Raw genomic sequence first — 22,632 nt, forward strand, 5'->3', positions numbered from 1 at the left:
AATCCTCGTTCTCGCTGGTCAGAGGCACTTTCTGCTGTCTCGATCACCTGCTGGACAGCCCACTTCGTGAAAGCGCGAGGCCAGGAGTCACTGCTGGTCGGAGATGTCACCGAAGTACGGTCTGCGCATGCTCATGCCGCGACCCAAACGAACCCCGAACGCCTGACCGGCCGCGATACCCCAACGTCACACCAACGAGCGATCACAAGCCGGCCAGAAGCTCACGTACCGCACTCTCAGGGAGGTGCCGCGACCTGCCTCCGGACACCCGGACACCCGGGGTCCCGGGTGTCCGGAGGCAGGGACGAGCAGGGTCAGGCGTTCGCGCAGATCGCGCTGGCGCTGCTGATGGCGGTCGAGCGGGAAGGCTCGCGGACGGACGTTGCCCAACGATAGCCGTGGGCGGAGTCGATGAACTCGGGACGACTGGCGCTGACGACGGCGCTGTTGTAGCCGCCGGGGCCTCCGCCGAGGATGGCCTTCCCCTGGGGGCAGGTCACGGTGACCCGGTTGGGGTTGGGGGCTTCCGTCACAGGCGCTTCGATGATCTCGTATCCGGCCATGGGGTCCGCGCAGATCGCGTCGACAGTGATGCCGACCGTTTCCTCGGCGAGCGACTGACCGCTCGCCGTCCATGAGTAGTACGGGACCTTCTTGGCGGGGATGGGCATGCTGAAGCGGAGCGTCGCGCTGGCACCTCGGGCCTCCGCTCCGCCGCCCACCACTACCTTCCCGGACGGGCAGGAGACCTCGCGTGAACCTCCGTTGGACACATTGGCGTTGGGCAGGTTGACGAGTTGGTAGCCGGGCAGGGCGGTGCTGTCGACGCAGATGATGTGCCCGGTGACGGTCACCTGGCTCTGGTTCTCCTGTCGTGCCACGATGTTCCACCGGTAGGTGCCGCCGACATGGCTGGGGAAGCTGCCGACGAGTACACCGTCGGCACCCTGGGCCTCGCCACCGCCGCCTACGACGACCTTGCCCGACGGGCAGGCCATATACATCCGGGCGAAGTTGTCCACTGTGGCGGGCCCGCCGTGGATCACCTGATAGCCGGGAAGGACCGCAGCCGCAGGGGCAGCCGCTTGCGCGGGTTTTGCGGGTTCCGCCTGCCCCGGCGTCGTGACGCCCGCCACGGTGGCGAGTGCGATTGTGGCCGTGGCGAACAACCGCCAAGGAGTTGTGAGCTTCATGCTGAACCGTTCCTGGCATCGAAAGGAGGACAGAGCGCATGCCGCAGCCCTGTCCCAGGGAGTGGGTTCGGGAGCGGCTCACGGAATCTGACGGTGAATTACAGCCCCGAGTAAGGGCCGCACAGGGGTTTGTAGTCCTCACGCCAGGGACAGTTGAACCGGAATCACCGCCCACTCACTCACATGGCCTAACGAATTCACCCGCTGAAACGATCATCCAGTTCGGTGCGGGTGCCCCCCGTGATCACGGGTTCGATGAATCCCCGCTGCTCATCGGTGAGATCGCTCAGGTACGGCCTGCGCCGGCCATGTCGCAACAGCAGCGAACCTCGCATGTCTGACCGGCAGTGATGCCCCAGCATCACACCATGAGCGATCACAACCACCAGCCAGGATGGAAACCCCTCAGTGGTGACGGAACGGACCCGAGGGACGTTTCTCAGTACATCAGAAAGTTCGATGCGTTCAGCAGATTCGCCCTTTCCGGCGACGACATGCGAGCTCTGCTCGAAAGAATCCGGGACGAGTTCTTGCGCGAGCAGGAAACCGGCTGGGGAACGAGTCCTCATTCGGACACCATTGCTGCCGATGCGACCAGTCGACGGCCCCCTCGGGGCCGCCACGGACCGGGAAAGGCACGAGCAATGACCGACTTGTACGACCTCCCCATCGAAGAAGTCACGTTCTTCAAGGCCTGCGGCGGCAACACCCACCCCGACGGCGAATCGTGCGTCACTCTCGCGCGGATCGGGCCGGACGCCTGGGCCCTGGGCGACAGCAAGCGCCCCGACGCCGAGCCGTTGCGGTTCACGACGGCCGAGCTGGACGCGGCGGGCATCGACCCCGTCCGCTTCGACCTCTCCGCCTGAGCCGCCGTGCACCACCACGGTTACGCCTGGCTCGGGGAGAAGCGGACGTTCGACAAGGAGAGCATCCGCAGGCCCCAGGGCCAGGCACCGACGGCGAGCAGTGAGCAGGACATGCACGAGCGGTACCGGGAGGCGGTAGCCGTGTTCCCGGGCTCCGACGTACCGCCGATCCAGACGGCACACTGGCTCGTGAAACCGGCCTCGATGATTCGGGGCACCTGGGATGACCCCAAGGAGGCCGGCGCGTAGCTGGGGCGGCAACTCACTGAGTTCGCGCCCCGGTTCGCCTCCGCACAGGACCGGGAGGCGACCAGGCTGGTCCTGCTCGCCAGGGCGGCGGTCGAACGGCTCGCGTGGGGCGGAGACGTCTCCCTCGGCCACTACCTCAGCGGCACGGTCTTCCACTCCGTCGCCCTGGTGACCTGCTCCCCGAACCGCAGCACACCCGAACTGCCCTGCCCGCAGAGGCGGGACGGGCCGTGACCCGCGCCGCGCACGCCGACGCACGACGGGGTGCTCACCGCCCTTGACAGCCAGCCCTCACGCGGCATGCAATATATTGCATGCCAGTCCCGCAGAACCGAGGTCTCGTCTCCCGTTCGCTCCTCCGTGAGAGCGCCTACCGGGCCATCCGTGACGCCATCGTCGACGGCACGCTCGCGCCCGGCGAGCGTCTCAACGACGGTGACCTGGCCGAGTGGCTCGGGGTCAGCCGCACGCCGGTGCGTGAGGCTCTGGCGCGGCTGGAGCAGGCGGGGCTCGTGCAGACGAAGCCCGGTCGCCACACCCTCGTGAGCCCGCTCGACGTGCGCGCCGTCCGGGCCGCGCAGTCGGTCACCTCCGCCATGCACGAACTCGCCGTGCGCGAGGCGGTCCCGCAGCTGGGCGCGGTGGAGCTCGACGCGATGCGCGAGGCGAACGCGCGCTTCGCCGACGCCCTGCGGCGCAACGACGCGGACGGGGCGCTGGAGGCCGACGACGCGTTCCACCGCGTCGCCGTGACCGCCTGCGCCAACGCGGCCGTCGCCACCGTTCTCGACCAGTTCACGCCCGTACTGCGACGCCTGGAGCGGCTGCGCTTCTCCTCGCTGAGCGGGCGCGGGTCGGTCGCCCAGCACGACCGGATCATCGCGCTGTGCGCGGCCGGGGACGTCGAGGGCGCGGTGGCCGCGACCAGGGCGAACTGGCAGACGCTGCTGCCGCTGCTCGACGCCTGGCCGGAGGCCGGAGCGGGGGCCGCCACCGGGGAACCCGGCGGGCCGGGGACCGGCACTCCGCGGCCCGGCGGATCGAGGACCGGCGGCGGATCGCCGAGCAACGCACCCGAAGTCTCCTGAACGCCCGTGCCACACGGCCCGTCGCCGGGCCGCGCCGGACCATCCACGCCCACGCCCACGAGGAGCCCGCGATGTCCCTGGACGACTTCGAGCGTTACCCCCTGCTGTTCGGCCCCAGCCCGGTGCATCCGCTGGACCGGCTCAGCGAGCATCTCGGCGGTGCGCGCATCTGGGCCAAGCGGGAGGACTGCAACGCCGGTCTCGCCTACGGCGGCAACAAGACCCGCAAGCTGGAGTACCTGCTTCCCGACGCCCTCCGGCAGGGCGCGGACACGCTCGTCAGCATCGGCGGCGTGCAGTCCAACCACACCCGGCAGGTGGCGGCCGTGGCCGCCCGCGCCGGCCTGAAGGCGGTCCTGATCCAGGAGAGCTGGGTGGACTGGCCCGACGCGGTCAACGACAAGGTCGGCAACATCCTGCTGTCCCGCATCATGGGCGCGGACGTGCGCCTGGTGCAGGCGGGCTTCGGCATCGGCGTCAAGGACAGCTGGCGTCAGGCCCTGGACGACGTACGGGCCGCGGGCGGCACCCCGTACGCCATTCCGGCCGGCGGATCCGACCATCCCCTCGGCGGCCTCGGCTTCGCGAACTGGGCGCGCGAAGTGCAGCGGCAGGAGGAGGAGTTGGGCGTGTTCTTCGACACCGTCGTGGTGTGCAGCGTCACCGGAAGCACCCAGGCAGGCATGATCGCCGGGTTCGCGGGCCAGGACCGGCCGCGGCGGGTCCTGGGCATCGACGCGTCGGCGAAGCTCGCCGAGACCCGTGACCAGGTGGCGAGGATCGCCCGTGCCACCGCCGGACTCATCGGCCTCGGCAGGGATCTGAAGGACGACGAGATCACCGTCCTGGAAGGCTGGGCCGGCGAACTCTACGGCGTACCCGTGCCGTCCACGGTGGACGCCATCAAACTCACCGGCCGGCTCGAAGGGATGATCATCGACCCGGTCTACGAGGGCAAATCCATGGCCGGACTCATCGACCTGGTGCGCGGCGGCGAGATCCCCGCGGACTCCAACGTCCTGTACGCCCACCTCGGCGGCCAGCCGGCCCTGAACGCCTACAGCGGGATCTTCGCCTGACGCCCGCGCCGGGCTTGGGCCGGGCGGGCGCGGGACCGGGCCGACACGGCCCCCCGCCGGCCGGGCAAGACGATCCTCTTGCCCTCAACAATGCTTGAGGTTCTACGGTTGCCGCGAGGCCACCACAAGGCCCCCGAAGCACATGAGGGAGAAGACGTCATGACCGCGCACCAGCTTTCCGACGCCGAACTCGCCGGACAGCCCGCCGCCTACTGGACCGGCGTCGCCTACGAGGCACTGATCACGTACACCCGCGACCGGCAGGCCGAGAAGGGCTACACCCAGCCCCAGTTCTGGCTTCTGCGCCATCTGTCGGCGAACGACATCTCGCCCGACGGCGAAGGGATGGCCCTCCCCGAGCTCCAGCAGGCCATGGCCACGTACATCCGGCCCGAGGACGACCTGGCGGTCGAGGCCGAGGCGCTCGTGGAGCAGGGCCGGCTGAACCGGGACACGGACGGCAGGCTGTGGCTCACGGAGGCGGGGGAACAGGCACGGGTCGATCTCGCACGCAACGCACCCGCGATCCGCGCCGCGCTCCACGAGGGCATCTCCGACGCGGACTACGTCACCACGGTGAAGGTGCTGCAGCGGCTCATCCGCAACGCCGGCGGGACGGCCGCCTGACAGCGGCCCCCGCCCGGCCGATCCTCGTAGCCGATCCGCCCCTGGCGGGCAAGCGGCCGTCCGGGGGCTCCTAGGCTATGGCCCATGCCCACGCCCCCCGCATATGCCCTCATAGCCACGGACCTGGACGGCACCCTGCTCCGCCCGGACGACACCGTGAGCACCCGGTCCCGCGCAGCACTCGCCCGCGCCGCCGCCGCGGGCGCCCGGCATCTGATCGTCACCGGGCGGCCCGTCCCCGGGATACGGGCGCTGCTCGCGGACCTCGCGTACACCGGGCTCGTCGTCTGCGGGCAGGGCACCCAGCTGTACGAGGCCGGGAGCGGGCGGCTGCTGCGGTCCGCCACCCTGGACCGCGAGGCCGCCGACACCGCGCTCGGCAAGATCGAGGCGGAGGTCGGGGCGGTGTTCGCCGCCGTGGACCAGGACGGCGTGGACGGGGTGACCCTGATCGAGGCCGGGTACCGGATGCCGAACCCGACGCTTCCCGCCCGACGCGTCGGCTCCCGCGCCGCGTTGTGGGCGCGGCCCGTGATCAAGGTGCTGGTGCGCCACCCGGAGCTGGGCGACGACGAGCTGACCGCCGCCGCGCGCGCCGCCGTGGGCGAGCTGGCGACGGTGACGATGGCGGGGCCCGGCACGGTGGAGCTGGCCCCGCGCGGGGTGGACAAGGGCACGGGGCTGGCGCTGGCCGCCGAGCTGCTGGAGATCGGGGCCGAGCGGACGATCGCGTTCGGCGACATGCCCAACGACCTGCCGATGTTCGCCGGTTCGGGCCACCGGGTGGCCATGGGCAACGCGCATCCGGAGCTGCGCGCGGCGGCCGACGAGGTGACCCTGTCGAACGCGGAGGACGGGGTCGCGGTGGTCCTGGAGCGACTGTTCGGCGTCGAGGGCGCACCGGGCCCCGAGTGACGTAACGGAGCCCGGTTTGGTCTAGACCAAGACGGGTAGGCTGCGGTCGCCGACGTGGCGACCCCACCGCCACCCGGACCGCTTGACATGCACCTGCCCCGCCGCTCGGTGTGGGCGGCGGGCGGGAGACCCCCACGGAACCACGGACCCACCGAGGAGCTGTCGTGAAGCGCAAGATGATGTCGGCCGTCGTGGCCCTGCTCGCCACCGGCCTCGCCGCGTCCCCGGCAGTCGCGGCCCCCGCTGCCGCCTCCGCCTCCGCCGAAGGCAAGGCCCGCGTCAGCGCCGACTGGGCCAAGCGGTCCATCACCTTCACCGCCGCCCCGGGCCAGGTCAACGACCTCCACGTGGTCCCGATGGACCAGGGCGACGGGGTCCGGCGCATCGGCTTCCGCGACGCGGTGCCACTCCTGCCCGGCGACCACTGCACGTACCTCACCCCGGGTGACGAGACATACGTCGTCTGCGAACTGCCCACCGACAGCGCCCGGCCGGACCGGATCGACGCCTTCCTCGGCGACGGCGACGACGAGATCGCCACCAGCGACCCGGGCGTCGCCACCGTCAGCGGCGGCCCCGGCGACGACATGCTGCACGCCCACACCGCGCACACCGTGCGGGGCGACGAGGGCGACGACATGGTCATGGGACGCGTCGTCCTCGACGGCGGCGACGGCAACGATCACCTGATGGCCGTCGACGGCGACCAGTGGCTGTGGGGCGGCCGGGGCGACGACATGATCGAGGCGTACGACGGCGACGACGTCGTGTACGCGGGCCCGGGCGACGACCACGTCATGGGCGGGGACGGCGACGACCTCCTGTTCGGCGGTTCCGGCGACGACATGCTGCACGGCGAGGACGGAAACGACCTGATCGTCGGCGGCCCCGGGAAGGACACGGTCGAGGGCGGCCCGGGCCGGAACATCACACTCCCCTGAACGCTCCCTCGAACGCCTCTCCGAACACCCGCTATCCCTGGGGCGGGTTGAGCTTGCGGAAGTACGTCCAGCTGGTCTCGTTCGGCTCGCTCCACTTCTCCGGGGCGTGGGCGAACTCCGGGTGGCGGTCGGCGATGTAGGCGCGGGTGCGCTCGGGCACCTCGGTGTACGCGCCGAGCTTGCGGCCCCGGCAGTGGAAGGTGAGACCGCCGGGCCGCTGCCCCCGGGCCATCCAGGGCAGCCACGGCGACATCCGGCTCCACGACATGGTGGCCGGAACGCTGGGCGCCGCCCCCGCCAGATCGGCGCGGTCCGCGAAGAACTGGAAGAGCTCCAGGGCCTTGTACGTGTCCCCCGCAGAGTGCACCGGATACTCGGCCACCGGCAGCGGGGACGGGTAGGCGAGCGGGATCTCCAGGCTGAAGCAGACCTGGTCCCCGAGGTCGGTCGTCGGGATCGGGAAGGGGCGCCACTTCTGGTTCGCCGGGTCGTTCCAGACGTGCACCACCGGCAGGTCCTGCCAGGTCTCCAGGATCTCGCGGCTGACCGGATCCAGGTAGAACGCGGCCTCACGGGTGAGCAGTCGATACGCGTCGGGCCCGGCCTCCACGTCCTGGACCAGGCGCGAGACATTGAGGCCCTCGAAGCCGAAGACGCGCTGGTAGGGCTCGTCGGGGGCCCAGGAGTACACATCTCCGGACCACCAGTACGTCACCTCCTCGCCATCGAGGGAGGCACGGGTGCGGGCGAAGGAGCGAAGCAGCTCCGCGGGTGTCGTCATACGGACCACTCTGCTCGATCGGCGCGGCCGACATGCCCGAACGCACGCACTCAAACCGGCGGTGACGGTGGCCGGGGCGGCGCGAAATCGTCGCCCGACAGCTCCTGTTCGGTCCACAGCACCTTGCCGTCCGGCCCGTGCCGGGCGCCCCAGTGCGAGGCGAGACGGGAGACGATGAACAGGCCCCGGCCGCCCTCGTCGACGGTCCGGGCGTGCCGCAGGTGCGGGGCGGCCGTGGAGCCGTCGTGGACCTCGCAGGTGAGCGTGGAGTCCAGCAGGAGGCGCAGCCGCAGCGGCGGGGTGCCGTAGCGGACGGCGTTGGTGACGAGCTCGCTGACGATCAGCTCGGTCGCGTCGACGGTGTCCTCGTCCAGGCCCCAGCCCTGGAGCCGGTCGCGGACGAGCACACGGGCGGTGGCGGGCGTCGCGCGGTCCTGCTCCAGGTCCCAGGTGGCGACCCGGTGTTCGGAGACCGTACCCGTACGGGCCAGAAGCAGGGCCGCACCGGCGGAGCGGGTGTCGTCCGGCAGCGCGTACACGATGTCGTCGCCCAGTTGCCTCAGGCTGCGGCCCGGCCGGGCGAGGGTCTGCGTGATGCGTTCGACGGCCCGGTCGCCGACGAGCAGTTCGGCGGTGCAGAACGCGAGCAGGCTGCCCTCCTCCAGGGTGACGGTGGCGGGGGCGAAGAGGGCGCTGTCGGCGGAGAAGAGTCCGGGCCCTTCCGGTACGTCGAGGTCGACCGTCCGCCCGTCGGGGCCGACGATCAGCGGCGCGGGGTGCCCGGCACGGGCGATGGTGCAGGTGCGGGTGAACGGGTCGTAGACCCCGTACACGCAGCCCGCGCTCAGAGGTTCGCCGTGGAGCGAGTCGTCCCGGGGCAGGGCGGCGCGCTCGCCGGCGAGGCGGTCGGCGGTGTCCTTGAGCCGGGCGAGGACCTCCTCCGGCTCCAGGTCGAGACCCGCCAGCGCCTGGATCACCGTACGCAACTGGCCCATGGCGATGGCCGACTGGAGGCCCTCGCCCGCGACGCCGCCCACGACGAGCGCGGTACGGCCGCCGGACAGGGCGATGGCGTCGAACCAGCGGCCGCTGTCCCGGCCGGGCAGCAGGACGTGCGCGGTCTCGACGGCCGCCTGCTGCCGTTCGGCCTGCGGGAGCAGCCGCCGCTGGACGGTCGAGGCGATGACGTGCTCGCGTTCGTAGCGGCGGGCGTTGTCGACGGCGAGCGCCGCGCGGGTGGCCGCCGAGGTGGCGAGGGTGACGTCGTCCTCGTCGAAGGGCTCGGCCGCCGCGCAGCGGTAGAGGCTGACCAGCCCGAGGACCGCGCCGCGCAGCGTGAGCGGCACGACGATCAGGGAGTGCGCACCGGCCTGTGCGACGGCGCCCGCCCCGTCCGGGTCGGTGTCCAGCCACGGGGTGTCGGGGCCGATCGTGACGAGCCGGGGCCGCAGATCGGTGACGGCGAGCGCGTACGGCGTACGGGCGGGGAGGCGGCGGGTCATCCCGGTCCGGGACCGCCGGGCCCCGGCGGGTCCGCTCCCGGCCTCCGCCGCGTCCCGCACCGCATCGCACCGGCCGCTCGCCGCACGGCACAGCGGGGTGTCGGGCGGCAGCGGGCCCACCGGCGGCTCGGCGCCGCGCAGGACCTCGTCCACCACCTCGATGACGGCCAGGTCGGCGAAACCGGGCGCCAGGGCGTCGGAGAAGGCGCGGCAGGTGGCGGCGACGTCGAGGGCGCCGCCGACCGCGTCCCGCACGGCGGCGAGCGTGCTCTCCCGGGCGCGGGCCCGCTCCCGCTCGGTGACGTCGACGACCGCGGTCAGCAGGCCGAGGGGCGCACCGCCGGGGCCGTCCAGCCGGTAGGCGGAGACGAGGAAGGTCCGACCGCCGGCGATCCGCCGCAGCCGCCCCCGTACGAGGTGGTCGCGCATCGGCCCCTCACCGGCGATCACCCGCGTCAGGAGCTGCTCGCACGCGTCGGGGTCGTCGAGCCGGAAGACCTCGCGAAACCGCTGCCCGGCGTACTCACCGGTGTCGACGCCCTCGACGAGCGAGTTGGCGCGGACGAGCCGGAGCTGCGGGTCGAGGACGCCCAGACCTACGGCGGACTGGGCGAACAGCGTGGCCAGCACCGCCTCGTCCAGCCGGTCCAGCTGATCCGCCCGGCCTGCCCCGCCCGCCCGGTCCGGCCCACCCGGTGGCCCTTCGGGCCCGGCCGGGGTCTCGGCGTCCGACACGACTCCACCCGCCCTCCGGCTCCGGCGCGCCGGAGCACCGGAGCCGGCGCGCGCCGGTCCAGCATCACCCGGTTCCCGGGGCCCGGCCACCGGTGGACGGCCGACAGAGGCGAGCGGGCCTGCCCTCACGCCGCGGCGATCTTCAGCCGTCGAACACCGACCTCCGCCGATGCCGTCAGTGGCTGTCAGCGGCCGTCAAAGGCCTGCGGCATACTGAACCGCCGGATCACAGGGGGGCGTTCAGCGCATGGAGCACGGGACGGACGGCGGCGGGCTGCCGGAACGTATCGGCGGGTACGCCGTGGAGCGGGAGTTGGGCGCCGGCGGGATGGGCACCGTCTATCTGGCGCGTTCGCGCGGCGGGCGGGCGGTCGCGGTGAAGGTGGCCCGGCCGGAGCTCGCGAGCGACCCGCACTTCCGGGAGCGGTTCCGGGCCGAGGTCGCGGCCGCGCGCAGCGTGGGCGGCTTCCACACGGCTCCCGTGGTGGACGCGGACCCGGAGGCGGCGGCGCCCTGGCTGGCCACGGCGTACGTTCCCGGGCCCACGCTCGCCGCTCTGGTGGAGGCCGAGGGACCGATGGACGAGACGCGGCTGCGGCAGCTCGGCGCGGCGCTGGCCGAGGCGCTGGCGGCGATCCACGGCTGCGGGCTGGTGCACCGCGATCTGAAGCCCGGCAACATCATCATGGCCCCGGACGGTCCCCGGGTCCTGGACTTCGGCATCGCCAGGGCCCTGGAGTCGACCCGGCTGACCGCCACCGGCATGGCGTTCGGGACGCCGGGATTCCTGGCGCCCGAGCAGGCCCAGGGGCAGGACATCAGCGGCGCGGCCGATGTGTTCGCGCTGGGCGCGGTGCTCGTCGCGGCGGCGGGCGGCAGCGCGTTCGGGGCGGGCACGCCGATGGGCATGATGTACCGGTCGGTGCACGAGCCGCCGGACCTGGCCCCCGTGCCGGAAGGCCTGCGGCCGGTCCTGGCCGCGTGTCTGGCCAAGGAGCCGGAACAGCGGCCCACGCCGACGGGCCTGCTGGACCTGTTCGTACCGGACGGCTCGGCCGCTTCGCCCGCCGCGCCGCACTCTCCGTACTCCCCCACCGTGGCGGTGGCCCCGCCGCCGCCCTCGTACGCACCGTCCAACACCCCGCTGCCGCACCGGGCCCCGCCCCACTCCGCCCTGCCGCACCAGGCCCCGACCCGGCCCGTGGCGGCGGGCGGCGCACCGGACGCCGACACCGACATCTCGTTCGTGGCCGTCGGCCCGGGAAGCTCCCTCCTGATCGACGCGACGGGCATCACGCTGGGCCCGGAGGGCGCGGAGACGCACTACACCTGGGCCGAGATCCGCACCGTGACGTATGCGGCCGAGGGCCCCAAGCATCTCGGGGTCGTCGTCCACCTGCACCGCGGCACGGCGCACCCGTGTCTCGTCGCCGCCCGCAGACGGGGCCGCCTGCAGGAGTGGCTGCAGGACCTGCCGCTGATCCTGGAGTGCTTCCTGTAGCGCCTCAGTACCCCGGCGCGCGCAGCGAGCGCAGTACGTGGTCCACGAGGGTGGCGATCGTCGCCTCGTCCTGGACGGGTTTGCGCAGGACGTGGCGGTAGTAGACGGGGCCGTACAGCATCTCGACGGCCAGCGGGAGGTCCGCGCCGGGCGGGATCTGGCCCTGCTCCTGGGCGCTGCGCAGCCGGCCGATCGCCTCCTCGACGCGCGGGTCGACCAGCTGTTCCCGCAGCTGCTGGGCCAGGAGTTCGTCGTGGTGCAGCTCGGAGAGGATGCCCGCGTAGGCCGGGCCGAACGGCGGAACCGAGAGCAGGTTCACCGCGCCGGCGACATGGGTGCGCAGGTCGGCGCCGATGTCGCCGGTGTCCACGAACGGGGTGGCGTCGATCAGGGCGTCCGTGAACGCCTCCAGCAGCACCGCGCCCTTCGACGGCCACCAGCGGTAGATCGTCTTCTTGCTGACCCCGGCTTCGGCGGCGATGGCCTCTATCGTGACGTGCCCGTATCCCCGCTCCGTACAGAGGTCGAGAGCGGACCGCAGGATCGCGCGGCGTGATCGTTCGCTGCGTCGCACGCTGCTCGGCGATGTGATCATTCGGTGAGCATAGGGGGGTTCCAGCCAATCTCTTGTTGACATCTCGTCGCCAAAGGCCGAACAATACCCAGGCGGAAACGGAACGTACCGTGTCGTGTCGTTCCCCGTTGTCCGCACCGTTCGTGCCGTTCGTGCCGCGACGAGCCGATCGGGGGACGGCTCGCCCGGCCGACGGCGCGTGCGGCCTCCGCCGATCCGATCCGGCCAGGCCCCTTGCGTTCCCTTCCGGCAGGCCCCAAGACCTCTCAGGCCGTGATGTCCTTGGCCGTGAAGCGGGCCCAGGCCGCCGAGCCGAACACCGCGACGTACAGCCCCTGCAGCTGGAAGTTCTTGATCAGGTCGTCCCAGTGGACGGGTTCGCGCAGGACGTCCGCGAAGGACATCCAGTAGTGCGAGAACAGATACGGATGCGCGCCGCTCAGCTGCGGGATGCTGTCCAGGATCTGCACCGTGATCAGCAGCCCGACCGTGGCCGCCATCGCCCCGATCCCGCTGCCGGTCAGCGTCGAGACGAACAGCCCGAGCGCGGCGAACCCGGTCAGGGACACCGCGACGACCAGTGCCGTCAGCGCCGCCCGGACGAGCCCTTCGCCGAAGCCGATCCGGGTCCCGGAGATCGTGGTGACCTCCCCCACCGGGAACAGCAGCGCGCCCACCGCCAGCGCCGACGCCGCCACGACCAGGGTCGCGACCAGGCAGAAGACGAGGACGGAGGCGTACTTCACGAGCAGCAGCCGGGTCCGGCCCGCCGGGGCCACCAGCAGATAGCGCAGGGTGCCGCTGCTCGCCTCGCCCGCGACGGCGTCGCCCGCCACCACGCCGACGGCCATCGGCAGGAAGACCGGCAGGGTCGCGGCGAGGGCGGCGAAGACGAGGAAGAGGCCGTTGTTGGTGACCTGGGCGAGGAACGCCGGCCCCGCCCCGCCGTCCGGACCGCCCGCACCGCCGCCACCGCCGCCGCCCGTCTCGATCCGGACCGCGATCCCGATGAGGACGGGTACGGCGGCGAGCACGCCGAGGAGGGCGAAGGTGCGGTGGCGGCGGAGCAGCGTGGTGATCTCGGAGCGGAGGAGACCCAGCGTCCACAGTGGGTTACGGGTGCGGAGCCCGGCGCTCCCCGGAGGTGTGGCCTTCTCAGCCTGCGACATCGAATCCCTCTCCTGTGAGTGCGACGAAGGCGTCCTCCAGCGAACCCCGCTCGACGCCGAAGAACCGCACCCGCACCCCGCCGGTCACCAGCGCCGCGTTGAGGTCGGCGAGGTCCACGGCGGCGGGCGGAGCGTCGGCGGTGAGCCGGTCGCCGTCGGTGCTCAGACCGGTGAGCCCGTGTTCCCGGAGGATGCGGGCGGCGTCCCCGGGGTCCGGGGTGGTGACGGCGAGCCGGCCCCGGGCGCCCGCCGCGAGGTCGGCGACCGGGCCCTGGACGATCAGCCGGCCCCGGGCCATCACCGCGGCGTGCGTGCAGACCTGCTCGATCTCGTCCAGCAGGTGGGAGGAGAGGAACACCGTGGTGCCCTCGGCCGCCAGCTCCCGGACCAGGGCGCGGATCTCCCGCATGCCCTGCGGGTCGAGGCCGTTGGTCGGCTCGTCCAGGACCAGCAGCCGGCGCGGCCGGAGCAGGGCGGCGGCCAGGCCGAGGCGCTGTTTCATGCCGAGCGAGTACGCCTTGGCCTTCTTGCCGGAGGCGGCGGCGAGCCCGACCCGTTGCAGGGCCTCGTCGACGCGGGCCCGGTGGGTGCGCGGGTCGGCGGTCGGGTCGGCCCGGTCGTACCGCAGGAGGTTGTCGCGGCCGTTCAGGAAGCCGTACAGCGCGGGCCCCTCGATCAGCGCGCCGACCTCCGGCAGCACCGTACGGGCGGCCGCCGGCATCGGGCGGCCGAGCACCTCGGCGGTGCCGGACGTCGGGTCGATGAGGCCCATCAGCATCCGGATCGTGGTGGTCTTCCCGGAGCCGTTGGGGCCGAGGAAGCCGAAGACGCTGCCGGCGGGCACCGCCAGGTCGAGGCCGTCGACGGCGAGCTGGCCGCCCCGGTAGCGCTTGGTCAGGCCACGGGTACGGATGACCGGCGCGCCTGCCCCGTCCGCCACGCCCGCCACATCCGCGGCGACTTCCCCTGTCGTCGTCATCCCGGTCGCACCTCTCCGTCCGCGCGGCTGCCAGGTCCTTACGGCGTTGCCGCCCCGCCGCACAGTGTGCGACGGGGCGGCTGTCCGGCGCCGGTTGCCCGGCGTGTCCTACTTCGCGGCCGCGTCGGCGGCGCGCACCAGCGCGTCCTTCGTCACCGCTCCGACGTACACCGAGCCGTCGTCCGTCAGCAGGGCGTTGACCAGGCGCGTCTTGAAGACCGTGCCCGAGCCGAACTTCCCGGTGACCTTGTCGCCCAGCGCGTCGAGGAAGCCCTGCGCCTCGGCCGGGACCTCGTCCGAGCCGGCCGCCGGAAGGCCCTTGCCGCCGGGGGTCCTGATCTCGGCGATCGAGGTCCAGCCCTTGCCGATGACGTTGAGGCCCTCGAAGCCGTCCAGCTCGGCCAGCTGGCCGGGCAGCGCCTTCTGTGCCGTGCCGTGCTCGTCCTTGCCGGTCTCCAGCTCGTCGGCCTCGGTCACCTTGGCGCCCTTGGGCGGGGTGAAGGAGAACGTGGACGCGGCGGGCTTGGAGAAGTCGACCTTGGTGAACCCGGCGTCGACCACGGCCTTGCCGCCGCTCGCCGCGGACAGGGTGAACTTCAGCGGTACGCCGTTCTCGGCGTCCACGGCGATCCGGACCGAGCCGATCGTCGAACCGGACTGCTTCGGCTTGATCAGCAGCTGGTACGCGTCCCGCCCGGCGACCTGCGCCGTGCCGTCCACGGTGACCGATGTGGTGTCCCCGGCCGCCGCCAGCGCCTGTTCGGCGAAGTCCTTCGGGGTCGCCGGAGCGCCCTTGGGGAGCTTCGGGGCCTTCTCGGCACCGTCGCCGTGGCCGTCGCCGCCGTCCCGGCCCTCGGGGGCCTCGGCGTGGTAGACCTCGTCGGACTTGCTGTCGTACGCCCAGACCTCGCCCTGGTTGTGGATGAGGCTGTACTCGGACGCGTCCCCGAGGATGGAGAGCTTCTGCCGCTCCGGGCCGTCGGCGGCCACCCGCAGCGTGTGCGTGCCGGACGTCAGCTCCATGAGCTTGTCCTGCGGGGCAGCCGCGCCACCGTCCTTGTCGCTGCCCTTGCCGCCCGGGACGAGGGAGCCCGCGAGGCCGTCGAGGGGCAGGCCCAGGTCGGTGCTGATCTTGAACGTGCCGGAGAGCTGCTCCTCGTCGGAAGCGGCGATCTTCTCGATGAGTTCCTGTGCGCTGATCTTCGGCAGATCCGGGTCGCCGGAGTTCGCGAGGGCCGGGACGAGTCCGATGGTCGCGGCCGCCACCCCCGCGACCGCGACGGGGACGATGTAGCGCGCCGCCTTCCGGCGGCCCACGACAGTGCCCGTGGCCTCGCCTGTGGTCTGTGCGCTGTCGTTCGGGTCCATGTGTGCCCTACCTCCGTGGTCGGCGCTTCCGTTGGTATCCATCTGACCAAAACGGACGGCTTGAAGCGTCAGCCCGGGGGATCAACTCCGCCTACTGCTCCGGTATGACAACCGGACGGGGCACCCGGGCCATCCAGTAGGGGTAGGCCACCGGTTGACACCACGTCAACCCGCGCCGAAACGACGCCTCGCAGCACCGCACGGCCTCAGCCCGCCCGGTGCACCACCGCGTCGCACAGCTCCTCCAGCGCCGACTTCGCATAGCACTCGGGCAGCGGCGCGAGCGTGGCGCGCGCCTCCTGGGCGTAGCGCACGGTGTCCTGGCGGGCCTGCTCCAGCGCCGGGTGGGCGCGCAGCCGGCGCAGCACCTCGGCCAGGGCGTCGTCGCCGCTCAGGTCGCCGTCGAGCAGCTCGACGAGCTCCAGGTCGTCGGGCTTGCCGTCCTCCGCCGCCTGGGCGCGCAGCCGCAGGACCGGGAGGGTCGGGATGCCCTCGCGCAGGTCGGTGCCGGGGGTCTTGCCGGACTCGTGGGCGTCGGAGGCGATGTCGAGGACGTCGTCGGCGAGCTGGAAGGCGATGCCGAGCCGTTCCCCGTACTGCGTGAGGATGTCCACGGTCCGCTCGTCGGCCCCGGACATCATCGCGCCGAACCGGCCGGAGACGGCGACCAGCGAGCCGGTCTTGCCGCTGAGCACGTCCAGGTAGTGGTCGACCGGGTCGCGGCCGTCGCGCGGGCCCGCGGTCTCCAGGATCTGGCCGGTGACGAGCCGCTCGAAGGCCTCGGCCTGGATGCGGACGGCCTCGGGGCCGAGGTCGGCCAGGATGTGGGAGGCGCGGGCGAAGAGGAAGTCGCCGGTGAGCACGGCGACGGAGTTGCCCCAGCGGGCGTTGGCGCTGGGCACCCCGCGCCGTACGTCGGCCTCGTCCATCACGTCGTCGTGGTACAGCGTGGCCAGGTGGGTCAGCTCGACGACGACGGCGGAGGGCACGACTCCCGGCGCGTCCGGATCGCCGAACTGTGACGCGAGCATGACCAGCAAGGGACGGAACCGCTTGCCGCCCGCCCGCACCAGGTGCTGGGCGGCGTCCGTGATGAAGGGCACGTCGCTCTTGGTGGCTTCGAGCAGACCCGCCTCGACAGCAGCCAGGCCCGACTGGACACCGGCCTCAAGAGCCTGGTCCCGCACGTGCAGTCCGAACGGCCCGACGACGGTCACGAGGGCATCTCCTGTCTGCTGACGATCACACGCAATGTCGATGTGTCGCTGTCTCTCCTAGCAACTTCAGCGTATCCGGTCCGCTATGGATCACCGTGGGCGGCTTCCCATCACCGCCGGTATGTTCGGGATCAGCTCATACGATCAGGAGTCTCCGCTTTGTCCCACAGCACCGCCGACACCGAACCGGCCAAGCCCCCGCCCGAGGACGATCACGCCTTCTTCGGGCAGCCACGGGGGCTGATGACCCTGTCGGGCCTGGAGGTATGGGAGCGGTTCTCGTTCCTGGGCATGCAGGCCATCCTGGTGCTGTTCTTCGCCGACACGGTGGCGAACGGCGGCATGGACATGGACCCCGGCACCGCCGCCTCCGTCTCCGCCGCCTACGGGACGCTGGTCTATCTGGTCTCCGTGGCGGGCGGCTGGCTGGCCGACCGGATCCTCGGCTCGTACCGGGCGGTGCTGTACGGCGGCGTCCTGATCGCCTGCGGCCACTACTGCATGGCCGTACCCACCGACGCCATGACCTGGGTGGGCCTCGGCCTGATCAGCGCCGGAACGGGCCTGCTCAAGCCCAATGTGGCCTCCATGGTCGGCAAGCTCTACCGCACCGACGACGAACGGCGCGACGCCGGCTTCGCCCTCTACTACATGGGCATCAACATCGGCGCGTTCGCCGGACCGCTGATCACCGGCTGGCTCGGCGAGCACTGGGGCTGGCACTGGGGCTTCTCGGCCGCCGCGATCGGCATGACCTTCGGTCTGATCCAGTACGTCGCGGGCCGCCGTCACCTGGCCGGGCGTAAGCACGCCGCCGAATTCGCGCTGGCGCCGGACGCGATGCGCCGCGCGGTCCGGCTGATCATCGGCGGGGCGGTGGTGGTCGCCCTCGTCGCCACCGCGCTGGCCCTGGCGGGCTGGCTGACGATGGACCGGTTCGTCGACGTGCTCACCGTCATCTCGGTGATCGCGCCGGTCGTCTACTTCGTGGTCATGTTCCGCTCGCCCCGGGTCACCGCCGAGGAGCGCGGCCGGCTGCGCCCGTACGTGGTGCTCTTCCTCGGGTCCGTCGTCTTCAACTTCATCCTCTTCCAGGCGTACTCGACGATGATGCTGCTCGCTTCGACGAACGCCCGGACCGAGATCTTCGGCTTCACCTTCCCGGCCAGCTGGTACGCCTCCGCGCTCGGCGCCTTCGAGGTCGCGCTCGCCCCGGTCGTCGCCGCCGTCTGGGCCAAGATGGGCCCGCGCCAGCCGCACGCCTCCAACAAGATCGCGTTCGGCGTGATCCTCGGCGGGCTCTCCTTCCTCCTGATGGTCCTGCCGACCTCCGGCCACGCGAGCGACACGTACCGCATGGCGGCCTGGTGGATCGTCGGCTCGTACCTACTGCTCGGACTCGGCGACATCCTGCTGGAGACCTCCGGCATGTCGGCCACCACCAAGCTCGCCCCGAAGGCGTTCGCCAGCCAGACGATGGCCCTGTGGTTCCTCTCGCTCGCCCTGGCCAACGGCATCCAGGCCCAGATCGTGAAGCTGTACGGCGAGGTCTCCAACCCCGCGTACTTCGGCGTCAACGGGGCCATCGCCGTGGCGGTCGGTGTGGCGATGATCCTCGCCGCGCCCTGGCTGAAGCGCACGATGCACCCCGTCCACTGACCCGTACGCCTGAAAGCACCCCGTCCCCCACCGAGGTGGCCCATGAACATCACGACCGAGTTCCCGTACGAGACCACCCGCGAGGACGTCCGCATCCCGCTGCCCGACGGCACCCGGCTCTACGCCCGGATCTGGCGGCCGCTGACCGACGAACCGGTCCCCGCCCTGCTGGAGTACCTGCCCTACCGGCTCGGCGACTGGACCGCACCGCGCGACTGGCAGCGCCACCCCTGGTACGCGGGCCACGGCTACGTCTCCGTACGGGTCGACGTCCGTGGCCACGGCAACAGCGAGGGGCTGCCGGGCGACGAGTACGACGCGCAGGAGCTGGAGGACGGGGTCGCCGTCATCCACTGGCTGGCCCAGCAGGAGTGGTGCTCCGGCCGGGTCGGGATGTTCGGCATCTCCTGGGGCGGCTTCAACTCGCTCCAGATCGCCGCGCTCGCCCCCGAGCCGCTGAAGGCGATCGTCACCGTCTGCTCGGCCGACGACCGCTACGACAACGACGTCCACTACATGGGCGGCTCGGTCCTCGCCGTGGACATGCACGCCTGGGCGGCCACCATGCTCGCCTTCGTCAGCCGGCCGCCGGACCCGGCGCAGGTCGGCGACGACTGGAAGGAGATGTGGCTGAAGCGGCTGGAGGCCGTCGACCCCTTCATCCACACCTGGCTCGCCCACCAGAGCCGCGACGCCTACTGGAAGCACGGCAGCGTCTGCGAGGACTACGGCGCGATCAAGGCGAACGTCCTCGCGGTCGGCGGCTGGCACGACCCGTACCGCGACACCGTCCTGCGGCTGGTGGAGCACCTCGACCCGGGGCGGGTGCGCGGGATCATCGGGCCGTGGTCGCACCAGTATCCGGACCGGGGGCTGCCGCCGGGGCCCGCGATCGGCTTCCTCCAGGAGACGCTGCGCTGGTGGGACCAGCACCTCAAGGGCAAGGAGACGGGCGTGATGCGGGAGCCGCTGCTGCGGTCCTGGATCAGCGGCTCGCACCCGCCCGCCACGGTGTACGAGACGCTGCCCGGCCGCTGGGTCGGGGACGCCTCCTGGCCATCGGAGAACGTGAACCCGGCGGCGTACGCCCTCCAGGGCGGCGAGCGGATCGTCGCCTCGCCGCAGCAGACCGGCCTGGACGCGGGCCGCTTCTTCCCGTTCGGCAACGACGCGGACCTGCCGCCGGACCAGCGCGACGAGGACGCCAAGTCGGTGTCGTTCGAATTCCCCGTCCAGGAGGCGCCGATCGAGATCCTCGGCCGCCCCCGGGTGAAGCTCCGCATCCGGATGGACGTGCCCCGCGGCCAGGCCGTCGCCCGGCTCTGCGACGTGGCCCCGGACGGCTCCTCCACCCTGGTCACCCGGGGCGTCCTCAACCTCGCCGCCCGGCACGGCCGCGACCGCACCGACGACTGGACGCCGGGCGAGACGGAGGACGTCGTCTTCGACCTCAACGGCATCGGCCACACCTTCCCGCCCGGCCACCGCATCCGGCTCGCCGTCTCCTCCTCGTACTGGCCGTGGATCTGGCCGCAGGCCGGCTCGGCGGGCTTCACCCTGGACGCCGACGGCAGCTTCGTCGAGCTGCCGGTGCGCCGCCACACCGAGGACCCGGCGATCACCTTCGGCGAACCGGAACAGTCCGAACCGCTCGGCGTGGTCTACCCGGTCACGCTGGAGGAGCCGCGCCCCGAACGCCTCGTGGTCCGCGATGTCGCCAAGGGTGAATGGCGCCTGGAGGTCGACCCCCGCTACGGCGGTACGCGGGTCTACCCGGACGGCCTCGAATTCACCGAGGACGCCCTGGAGACGTACACGATCCAGCAGGACGACCCGCTCTCCGCGCGGACCCGCTCCGACTGGCGGATCCGGCTGCACCGCCCGGAGATGGCCTGGGACGTGGAGATCGAGACCCGCTCCGAGATCGCCGCCGACGACCAGGACTTCATCACCTCCGACGAGGTGATCTGCAAGGACGGCGGAGAAGTCGTCTTCCACCGCACCTGGGAGAAGCGCATCCCGCGCACGGCGGGCTGATCGGCGCGCGTGTTTCCCGCCCGGTTCCCCCGGATTCCCGGGGGAACCGACGGTAACCGGTGAACTTTCCGGGCAATGCGCACAGTTGGGGATGGTCAGGGCACTGCCGCTGGGTAGGAGCCCCGACGTAACGTGTCCTCCACGCGACCTGGAAAGCGAGGCAGCACCACATGCCCGAGCAGAGCAGCCCGCTCGATCTGGCCGAGGGCGACCCCTTCGGCCCGCACAACCTTCCGTACGGTGTGTTCTCCACCCCTGACCACCCCGACGTCCGCCGGGTCGGCGTCCGCATCGGCAACCACGTCCTGGACGCCGGGGCCGCCGCCCACGCGCTGGGCTCCCCGTACGCGGGGCTGCTGGCGCAGCCGAGCCTGACGCCGCTGCTCGCGGCGGGCCGCACCGCCTGGCGGGACGTGCGCCGCGCGCTCACCGCCTGGCTGACCGTCCCCGCCCACCGCGCGGACATCGAGCCGCTGCTGCACCCGGTGGACGCGGTGACCCTGCACCTGCCGTACGAGGTGGCGGACTACGTCGACTTCTACGCCAGCGAACACCACGCCACCAACGTCGGAAAGATCTTCCGGCCGGACGGCGACGCGCTCACGCCCAACTGGAAGCACCTCCCGATCGGTTACCACGGCCGCTCCGGCACCGTCGTGGTCTCCGGCACCGACGTCGTACGCCCCAGCGGCCAGCGCAAGGCGCCCACCGACCCGGCCCCCGTCTTCGGGCCCTCGGTGAAGCTGGACATCGAGGCCGAGGTCGGCTTCGTCGTCGGCGTCCCCTCCGCGCACGGCTCCCCGGTGCCGCTGGCCGACTTCCGCGAGCACGTCTTCGGGCTCTTCCTCCTCAACGACTGGTCCGCGCGCGACCTCCAGGCCTGGGAGTACGTGCCGCTCGGCCCGTTCCTCGGCAAGTCCTTCGCCACCTCCGTCTCCGCCTGGGTCACCCCGCTGGAGGCCCTGGACGCCGCCCGCACCGCGCCGCCGGCCCGCGACTTCCCCCTCCTCCCCTACCTCGACGACGCGAACGAGGAAGAGCCGGGCGGCTTCGACATCCGGATCACCGTCGAGATCAACGGCCAGGTCGTCGCCGAGCCGCCGTTCGCCTCGATGTACTGGACGGCGGCCCAGCAGCTCGCGCACATGACGGTGAACGGCGCCTCGCTGCGCACCGGCGACCTGTACGGCTCCGGCACCGTCAGCGGCCCCGAGCCCGCCCAGCGCGGCTCGCTCCTGGAGCTCACCTGGAACGGCCGCGACGCGCTCGAACTCCCCGAGGGCAAGCGGACGTTCCTGGAGGACGGCGACACGGTCACGCTGACCGCCTGGGCCCCGGGCCCGCACGGCACCCGGGTGGGCCTCGGCGATGTGACCGGAAGGATCGTCACCGCGCCATGACGCACGACGCCTCCGAGCTGACGCTGCCCGAGGAACTGCTGCTGCTGACGCTGGACCCGCTGCGCGGCAAGCCGCTCTGCGACCGCACGCATCTGCGGTACGGCACGGCCGGCGCGGTCCTCGCCGAGCTGGAGCTCCAGGGCCGGATAAGCGAGAAGCGGGGCCGGGTCCAGGTGGTCAACCCCCTGGACCCGGCCCACCCGCTGCTCGCCTCGCTGCTCCGCACGCTGAACCCGCCGTCCAAGAGCCGCTTCCGCTCCGGGACCAGCGCCAAGGCCTGGATACGGCAGTACGGCCGCGACGCGGAGGAGCGCCACCTCGACACCCTGATCGAGCGCGGCCTCCTGCGCCGCGAAACCCGCCGCTTCCTCGGCATACTCCCCTACCAGCGCCACTTCCCGGCCGACCCGGACCTGACCGGTGCGGCCCGGCGGCGCTTCGGCCAGGCGGAAGCCCTGGGCTTCCCGGACCGGCGCGGCCGCGCCCTGGCCGCCCTGATCTCGGCGACCGGCCTCGCGGGCACCCTGAGCACCGACGGCCGCGCGGGCCGCACCACGATGAAGGCACTCCGCCGCACCCAGTGGGCCGCCACGGCCGTCCACCACAACGTCCGCCAGACCCGGTCCAGCGGAGGCGACAGCGGTGGCGGCGGCTGGGGCGACGGCGGCTTGGGCGACAGCGACGGCGGAAGCAGTTGCGGAGGCGGCGGCGGGGACTAGAAGGCTGATGAAGATCCTGGTGAGGGCTGT

Annotated in this window: 20 protein-coding genes and 1 pseudogene; 12 read left to right on the plus strand and 9 right to left on the minus strand. The window is 72.1% G+C overall.

The features are described from left to right. Positions 1-314: 314 nt before the first annotated feature. The gene (locus AC0VY3_RS31625) at positions 315-1,193 is read right to left on the minus strand and encodes a hypothetical protein (protein ID WP_146065832.1); all 879 of its coding nucleotides are present in this window, start codon (positions 1,191-1,193) and stop codon (positions 315-317) included. Between the two features lie 197 nt (positions 1,194-1,390). Beyond that, entirely contained in the window at positions 1,391-1,762 is a 372-nt protein-coding gene (locus AC0VY3_RS31630; protein ID WP_475551155.1) for a hypothetical protein, read from the minus strand. A 75-nt stretch (positions 1,763-1,837) separates the two neighbouring features. On the opposite strand from AC0VY3_RS31630, the gene AC0VY3_RS31635 reads away from it, so the two are divergent. The 7 genes and pseudogenes from AC0VY3_RS31635 (at position 1,838) to AC0VY3_RS31665 (ending at position 6,961) form a co-directional block, all read left to right on the plus strand. Next, the gene (locus tag AC0VY3_RS31635; protein ID WP_475551156.1) at positions 1,838-2,062 is read left to right on the plus strand and encodes a DUF397 domain-containing protein; all 225 of its coding nucleotides are present in this window, start codon (positions 1,838-1,840) and stop codon (positions 2,060-2,062) included. Positions 2,063-2,068: 6 nt separating this feature from the next. Then, a pseudogene (locus AC0VY3_RS31640) lies at positions 2,069-2,545 on the plus strand (hypothetical protein). Positions 2,546-2,625: 80 nt separating this feature from the next. Further along, positions 2,626-3,399 (plus strand): GntR family transcriptional regulator, encoded by a 774-nt coding sequence (locus AC0VY3_RS31645; protein ID WP_475551157.1) that lies wholly within the window; start codon positions 2,626-2,628, stop codon positions 3,397-3,399. 71 nt (positions 3,400-3,470) lie between these two features. Next, positions 3,471-4,478 carry a 1-aminocyclopropane-1-carboxylate deaminase gene (locus AC0VY3_RS31650; RefSeq protein ID WP_475551158.1) on the plus strand — a complete coding sequence of 336 codons (1,008 nt, stop codon included), beginning with the start codon at positions 3,471-3,473 and terminating at the stop codon, positions 4,476-4,478. Between the two features lie 159 nt (positions 4,479-4,637). Further along, positions 4,638-5,105, plus strand: a complete 468-nt coding sequence (locus AC0VY3_RS31655) for a MarR family transcriptional regulator (protein ID WP_475551159.1) — start codon at positions 4,638-4,640, stop codon at positions 5,103-5,105. Between the two features lie 84 nt (positions 5,106-5,189). After that, positions 5,190-6,020, plus strand: a complete 831-nt coding sequence (locus AC0VY3_RS31660; protein WP_475551160.1) for an HAD family hydrolase — start codon at positions 5,190-5,192, stop codon at positions 6,018-6,020. 179 nt (positions 6,021-6,199) lie between these two features. Beyond that, complete coding sequence (locus tag AC0VY3_RS31665) at positions 6,200-6,961, plus strand: calcium-binding protein (RefSeq protein WP_475551765.1); 762 nt, start codon at positions 6,200-6,202, stop codon at positions 6,959-6,961. Between the two features lie 31 nt (positions 6,962-6,992). On the opposite strand, the gene AC0VY3_RS31670 is transcribed toward AC0VY3_RS31665, so the two are convergent. Further along, positions 6,993-7,742 carry a DUF1838 family protein gene (locus AC0VY3_RS31670; protein ID WP_475551161.1) on the minus strand — a complete coding sequence of 250 codons (750 nt, stop codon included), beginning with the start codon at positions 7,740-7,742 and terminating at the stop codon, positions 6,993-6,995. Positions 7,743-7,792: 50 nt separating this feature from the next. Then, positions 7,793-9,979, minus strand: a complete 2,187-nt coding sequence (locus AC0VY3_RS31675; RefSeq protein ID WP_475551162.1) for a SpoIIE family protein phosphatase — start codon at positions 9,977-9,979, stop codon at positions 7,793-7,795. 247 nt (positions 9,980-10,226) lie between these two features. Between AC0VY3_RS31675 and AC0VY3_RS31680 the strand changes: the two genes are divergently transcribed. Continuing rightward, on the plus strand, positions 10,227-11,480 hold the full coding sequence (locus tag AC0VY3_RS31680; protein WP_103508399.1) for a serine/threonine-protein kinase: 1,254 nt from the start codon (positions 10,227-10,229) through the stop codon (positions 11,478-11,480). A gap of 4 nt (positions 11,481-11,484) precedes the next feature. Here AC0VY3_RS31680 and AC0VY3_RS31685 read toward each other — a convergent pair whose 3' ends face one another. The 5 genes from AC0VY3_RS31685 to AC0VY3_RS31705 all read right to left on the minus strand — a co-directional run bounded on the left by AC0VY3_RS31685 (position 11,485) and on the right by AC0VY3_RS31705 (position 16,787). Beyond that, entirely contained in the window at positions 11,485-12,075 is a 591-nt protein-coding gene (locus tag AC0VY3_RS31685; RefSeq protein ID WP_103508417.1) for a TetR/AcrR family transcriptional regulator, read from the minus strand. Positions 12,076-12,320: 245 nt separating this feature from the next. Then, positions 12,321-13,223 carry an ABC transporter permease gene (locus tag AC0VY3_RS31690; RefSeq protein ID WP_475551163.1) on the minus strand — a complete coding sequence of 301 codons (903 nt, stop codon included), beginning with the start codon at positions 13,221-13,223 and terminating at the stop codon, positions 12,321-12,323. Further along, complete coding sequence (locus tag AC0VY3_RS31695) at positions 13,210-14,202, minus strand: ABC transporter ATP-binding protein (RefSeq protein ID WP_475551164.1); 993 nt, start codon at positions 14,200-14,202, stop codon at positions 13,210-13,212. The genes AC0VY3_RS31690 and AC0VY3_RS31695 overlap by 14 nt, the downstream gene beginning before the upstream one ends. Before the next feature lie 108 nt (positions 14,203-14,310). Continuing rightward, positions 14,311-15,570 carry a LolA family protein gene (locus AC0VY3_RS31700; RefSeq protein WP_475551165.1) on the minus strand — a complete coding sequence of 420 codons (1,260 nt, stop codon included), beginning with the start codon at positions 15,568-15,570 and terminating at the stop codon, positions 14,311-14,313. A 206-nt stretch (positions 15,571-15,776) separates the two neighbouring features. Beyond that, positions 15,777-16,787: a polyprenyl synthetase family protein gene (locus AC0VY3_RS31705; RefSeq protein ID WP_475551166.1), complete on the minus strand. Its 1,011-nt coding sequence runs from the start codon at positions 16,785-16,787 to the stop codon at positions 15,777-15,779. 159 nt (positions 16,788-16,946) lie between these two features. On the opposite strand from AC0VY3_RS31705, the gene AC0VY3_RS31710 reads away from it, so the two are divergent. The 4 genes from AC0VY3_RS31710 (at position 16,947) to AC0VY3_RS31725 (ending at position 22,602) form a co-directional block, all read left to right on the plus strand. Continuing rightward, the gene (locus AC0VY3_RS31710) at positions 16,947-18,446 is read left to right on the plus strand and encodes a peptide MFS transporter (protein ID WP_475551167.1); all 1,500 of its coding nucleotides are present in this window, start codon (positions 16,947-16,949) and stop codon (positions 18,444-18,446) included. Positions 18,447-18,488: 42 nt separating this feature from the next. Beyond that, positions 18,489-20,483 carry a CocE/NonD family hydrolase gene (locus AC0VY3_RS31715; protein WP_475551168.1) on the plus strand — a complete coding sequence of 665 codons (1,995 nt, stop codon included), beginning with the start codon at positions 18,489-18,491 and terminating at the stop codon, positions 20,481-20,483. Between the two features lie 170 nt (positions 20,484-20,653). Next, entirely contained in the window at positions 20,654-21,883 is a 1,230-nt protein-coding gene (gene fahA, locus AC0VY3_RS31720) for a fumarylacetoacetase (RefSeq protein ID WP_103508393.1), read from the plus strand. Continuing rightward, positions 21,880-22,602, plus strand: a complete 723-nt coding sequence (locus AC0VY3_RS31725) for a GOLPH3/VPS74 family protein (RefSeq protein WP_475551169.1) — start codon at positions 21,880-21,882, stop codon at positions 22,600-22,602. Before fahA ends, AC0VY3_RS31725 begins: the two co-directional genes overlap by 4 nt. Positions 22,603-22,632 lie beyond the last annotated feature (30 nt).

The sequence above is a fragment of the Streptomyces sp. iso_384 genome, from assembly GCF_056172905.1.

Excerpts from the sequence above, each read along its gene's own strand:
- AC0VY3_RS31625 (WP_146065832.1), bottom strand. The coding sequence starts at position 1,193 with ATGAAGCTCACAACTCCTTGGCGGTTGTTCGCCACGGCCACAATCGCA.
- AC0VY3_RS31630 (WP_475551155.1), bottom strand. The coding sequence starts at position 1,762 with ATGAGGACTCGTTCCCCAGCCGGTTTCCTGCTCGCGCAAGAACTCGTC.
- AC0VY3_RS31635 (WP_475551156.1), top strand. The coding sequence starts at position 1,838 with ATGACCGACTTGTACGACCTCCCCATCGAAGAAGTCACGTTCTTCAAG.
- AC0VY3_RS31645 (WP_475551157.1), top strand. The coding sequence starts at position 2,626 with ATGCCAGTCCCGCAGAACCGAGGTCTCGTCTCCCGTTCGCTCCTCCGT.
- AC0VY3_RS31650 (WP_475551158.1), top strand. The coding sequence starts at position 3,471 with ATGTCCCTGGACGACTTCGAGCGTTACCCCCTGCTGTTCGGCCCCAGC.
- AC0VY3_RS31655 (WP_475551159.1), top strand. The coding sequence starts at position 4,638 with ATGACCGCGCACCAGCTTTCCGACGCCGAACTCGCCGGACAGCCCGCC.
- AC0VY3_RS31660 (WP_475551160.1), top strand. The coding sequence starts at position 5,190 with ATGCCCACGCCCCCCGCATATGCCCTCATAGCCACGGACCTGGACGGC.
- AC0VY3_RS31665 (WP_475551765.1), top strand. The coding sequence starts at position 6,200 with ATGTCGGCCGTCGTGGCCCTGCTCGCCACCGGCCTCGCCGCGTCCCCG.
- AC0VY3_RS31670 (WP_475551161.1), bottom strand. The coding sequence starts at position 7,742 with ATGACGACACCCGCGGAGCTGCTTCGCTCCTTCGCCCGCACCCGTGCC.
- AC0VY3_RS31680 (WP_103508399.1), top strand. The coding sequence starts at position 10,227 with ATGGAGCACGGGACGGACGGCGGCGGGCTGCCGGAACGTATCGGCGGG.
- AC0VY3_RS31685 (WP_103508417.1), bottom strand. The coding sequence starts at position 12,075 with ATGATCACATCGCCGAGCAGCGTGCGACGCAGCGAACGATCACGCCGC.
- AC0VY3_RS31690 (WP_475551163.1), bottom strand. The coding sequence starts at position 13,223 with ATGTCGCAGGCTGAGAAGGCCACACCTCCGGGGAGCGCCGGGCTCCGC.
- AC0VY3_RS31695 (WP_475551164.1), bottom strand. The coding sequence starts at position 14,202 with ATGACGACGACAGGGGAAGTCGCCGCGGATGTGGCGGGCGTGGCGGAC.
- AC0VY3_RS31700 (WP_475551165.1), bottom strand. The coding sequence starts at position 15,570 with ATGGACCCGAACGACAGCGCACAGACCACAGGCGAGGCCACGGGCACT.
- AC0VY3_RS31715 (WP_475551168.1), top strand. The coding sequence starts at position 18,489 with ATGAACATCACGACCGAGTTCCCGTACGAGACCACCCGCGAGGACGTC.
- fahA (WP_103508393.1), top strand. The coding sequence starts at position 20,654 with ATGCCCGAGCAGAGCAGCCCGCTCGATCTGGCCGAGGGCGACCCCTTC.
- AC0VY3_RS31725 (WP_475551169.1), top strand. The coding sequence starts at position 21,880 with ATGACGCACGACGCCTCCGAGCTGACGCTGCCCGAGGAACTGCTGCTG.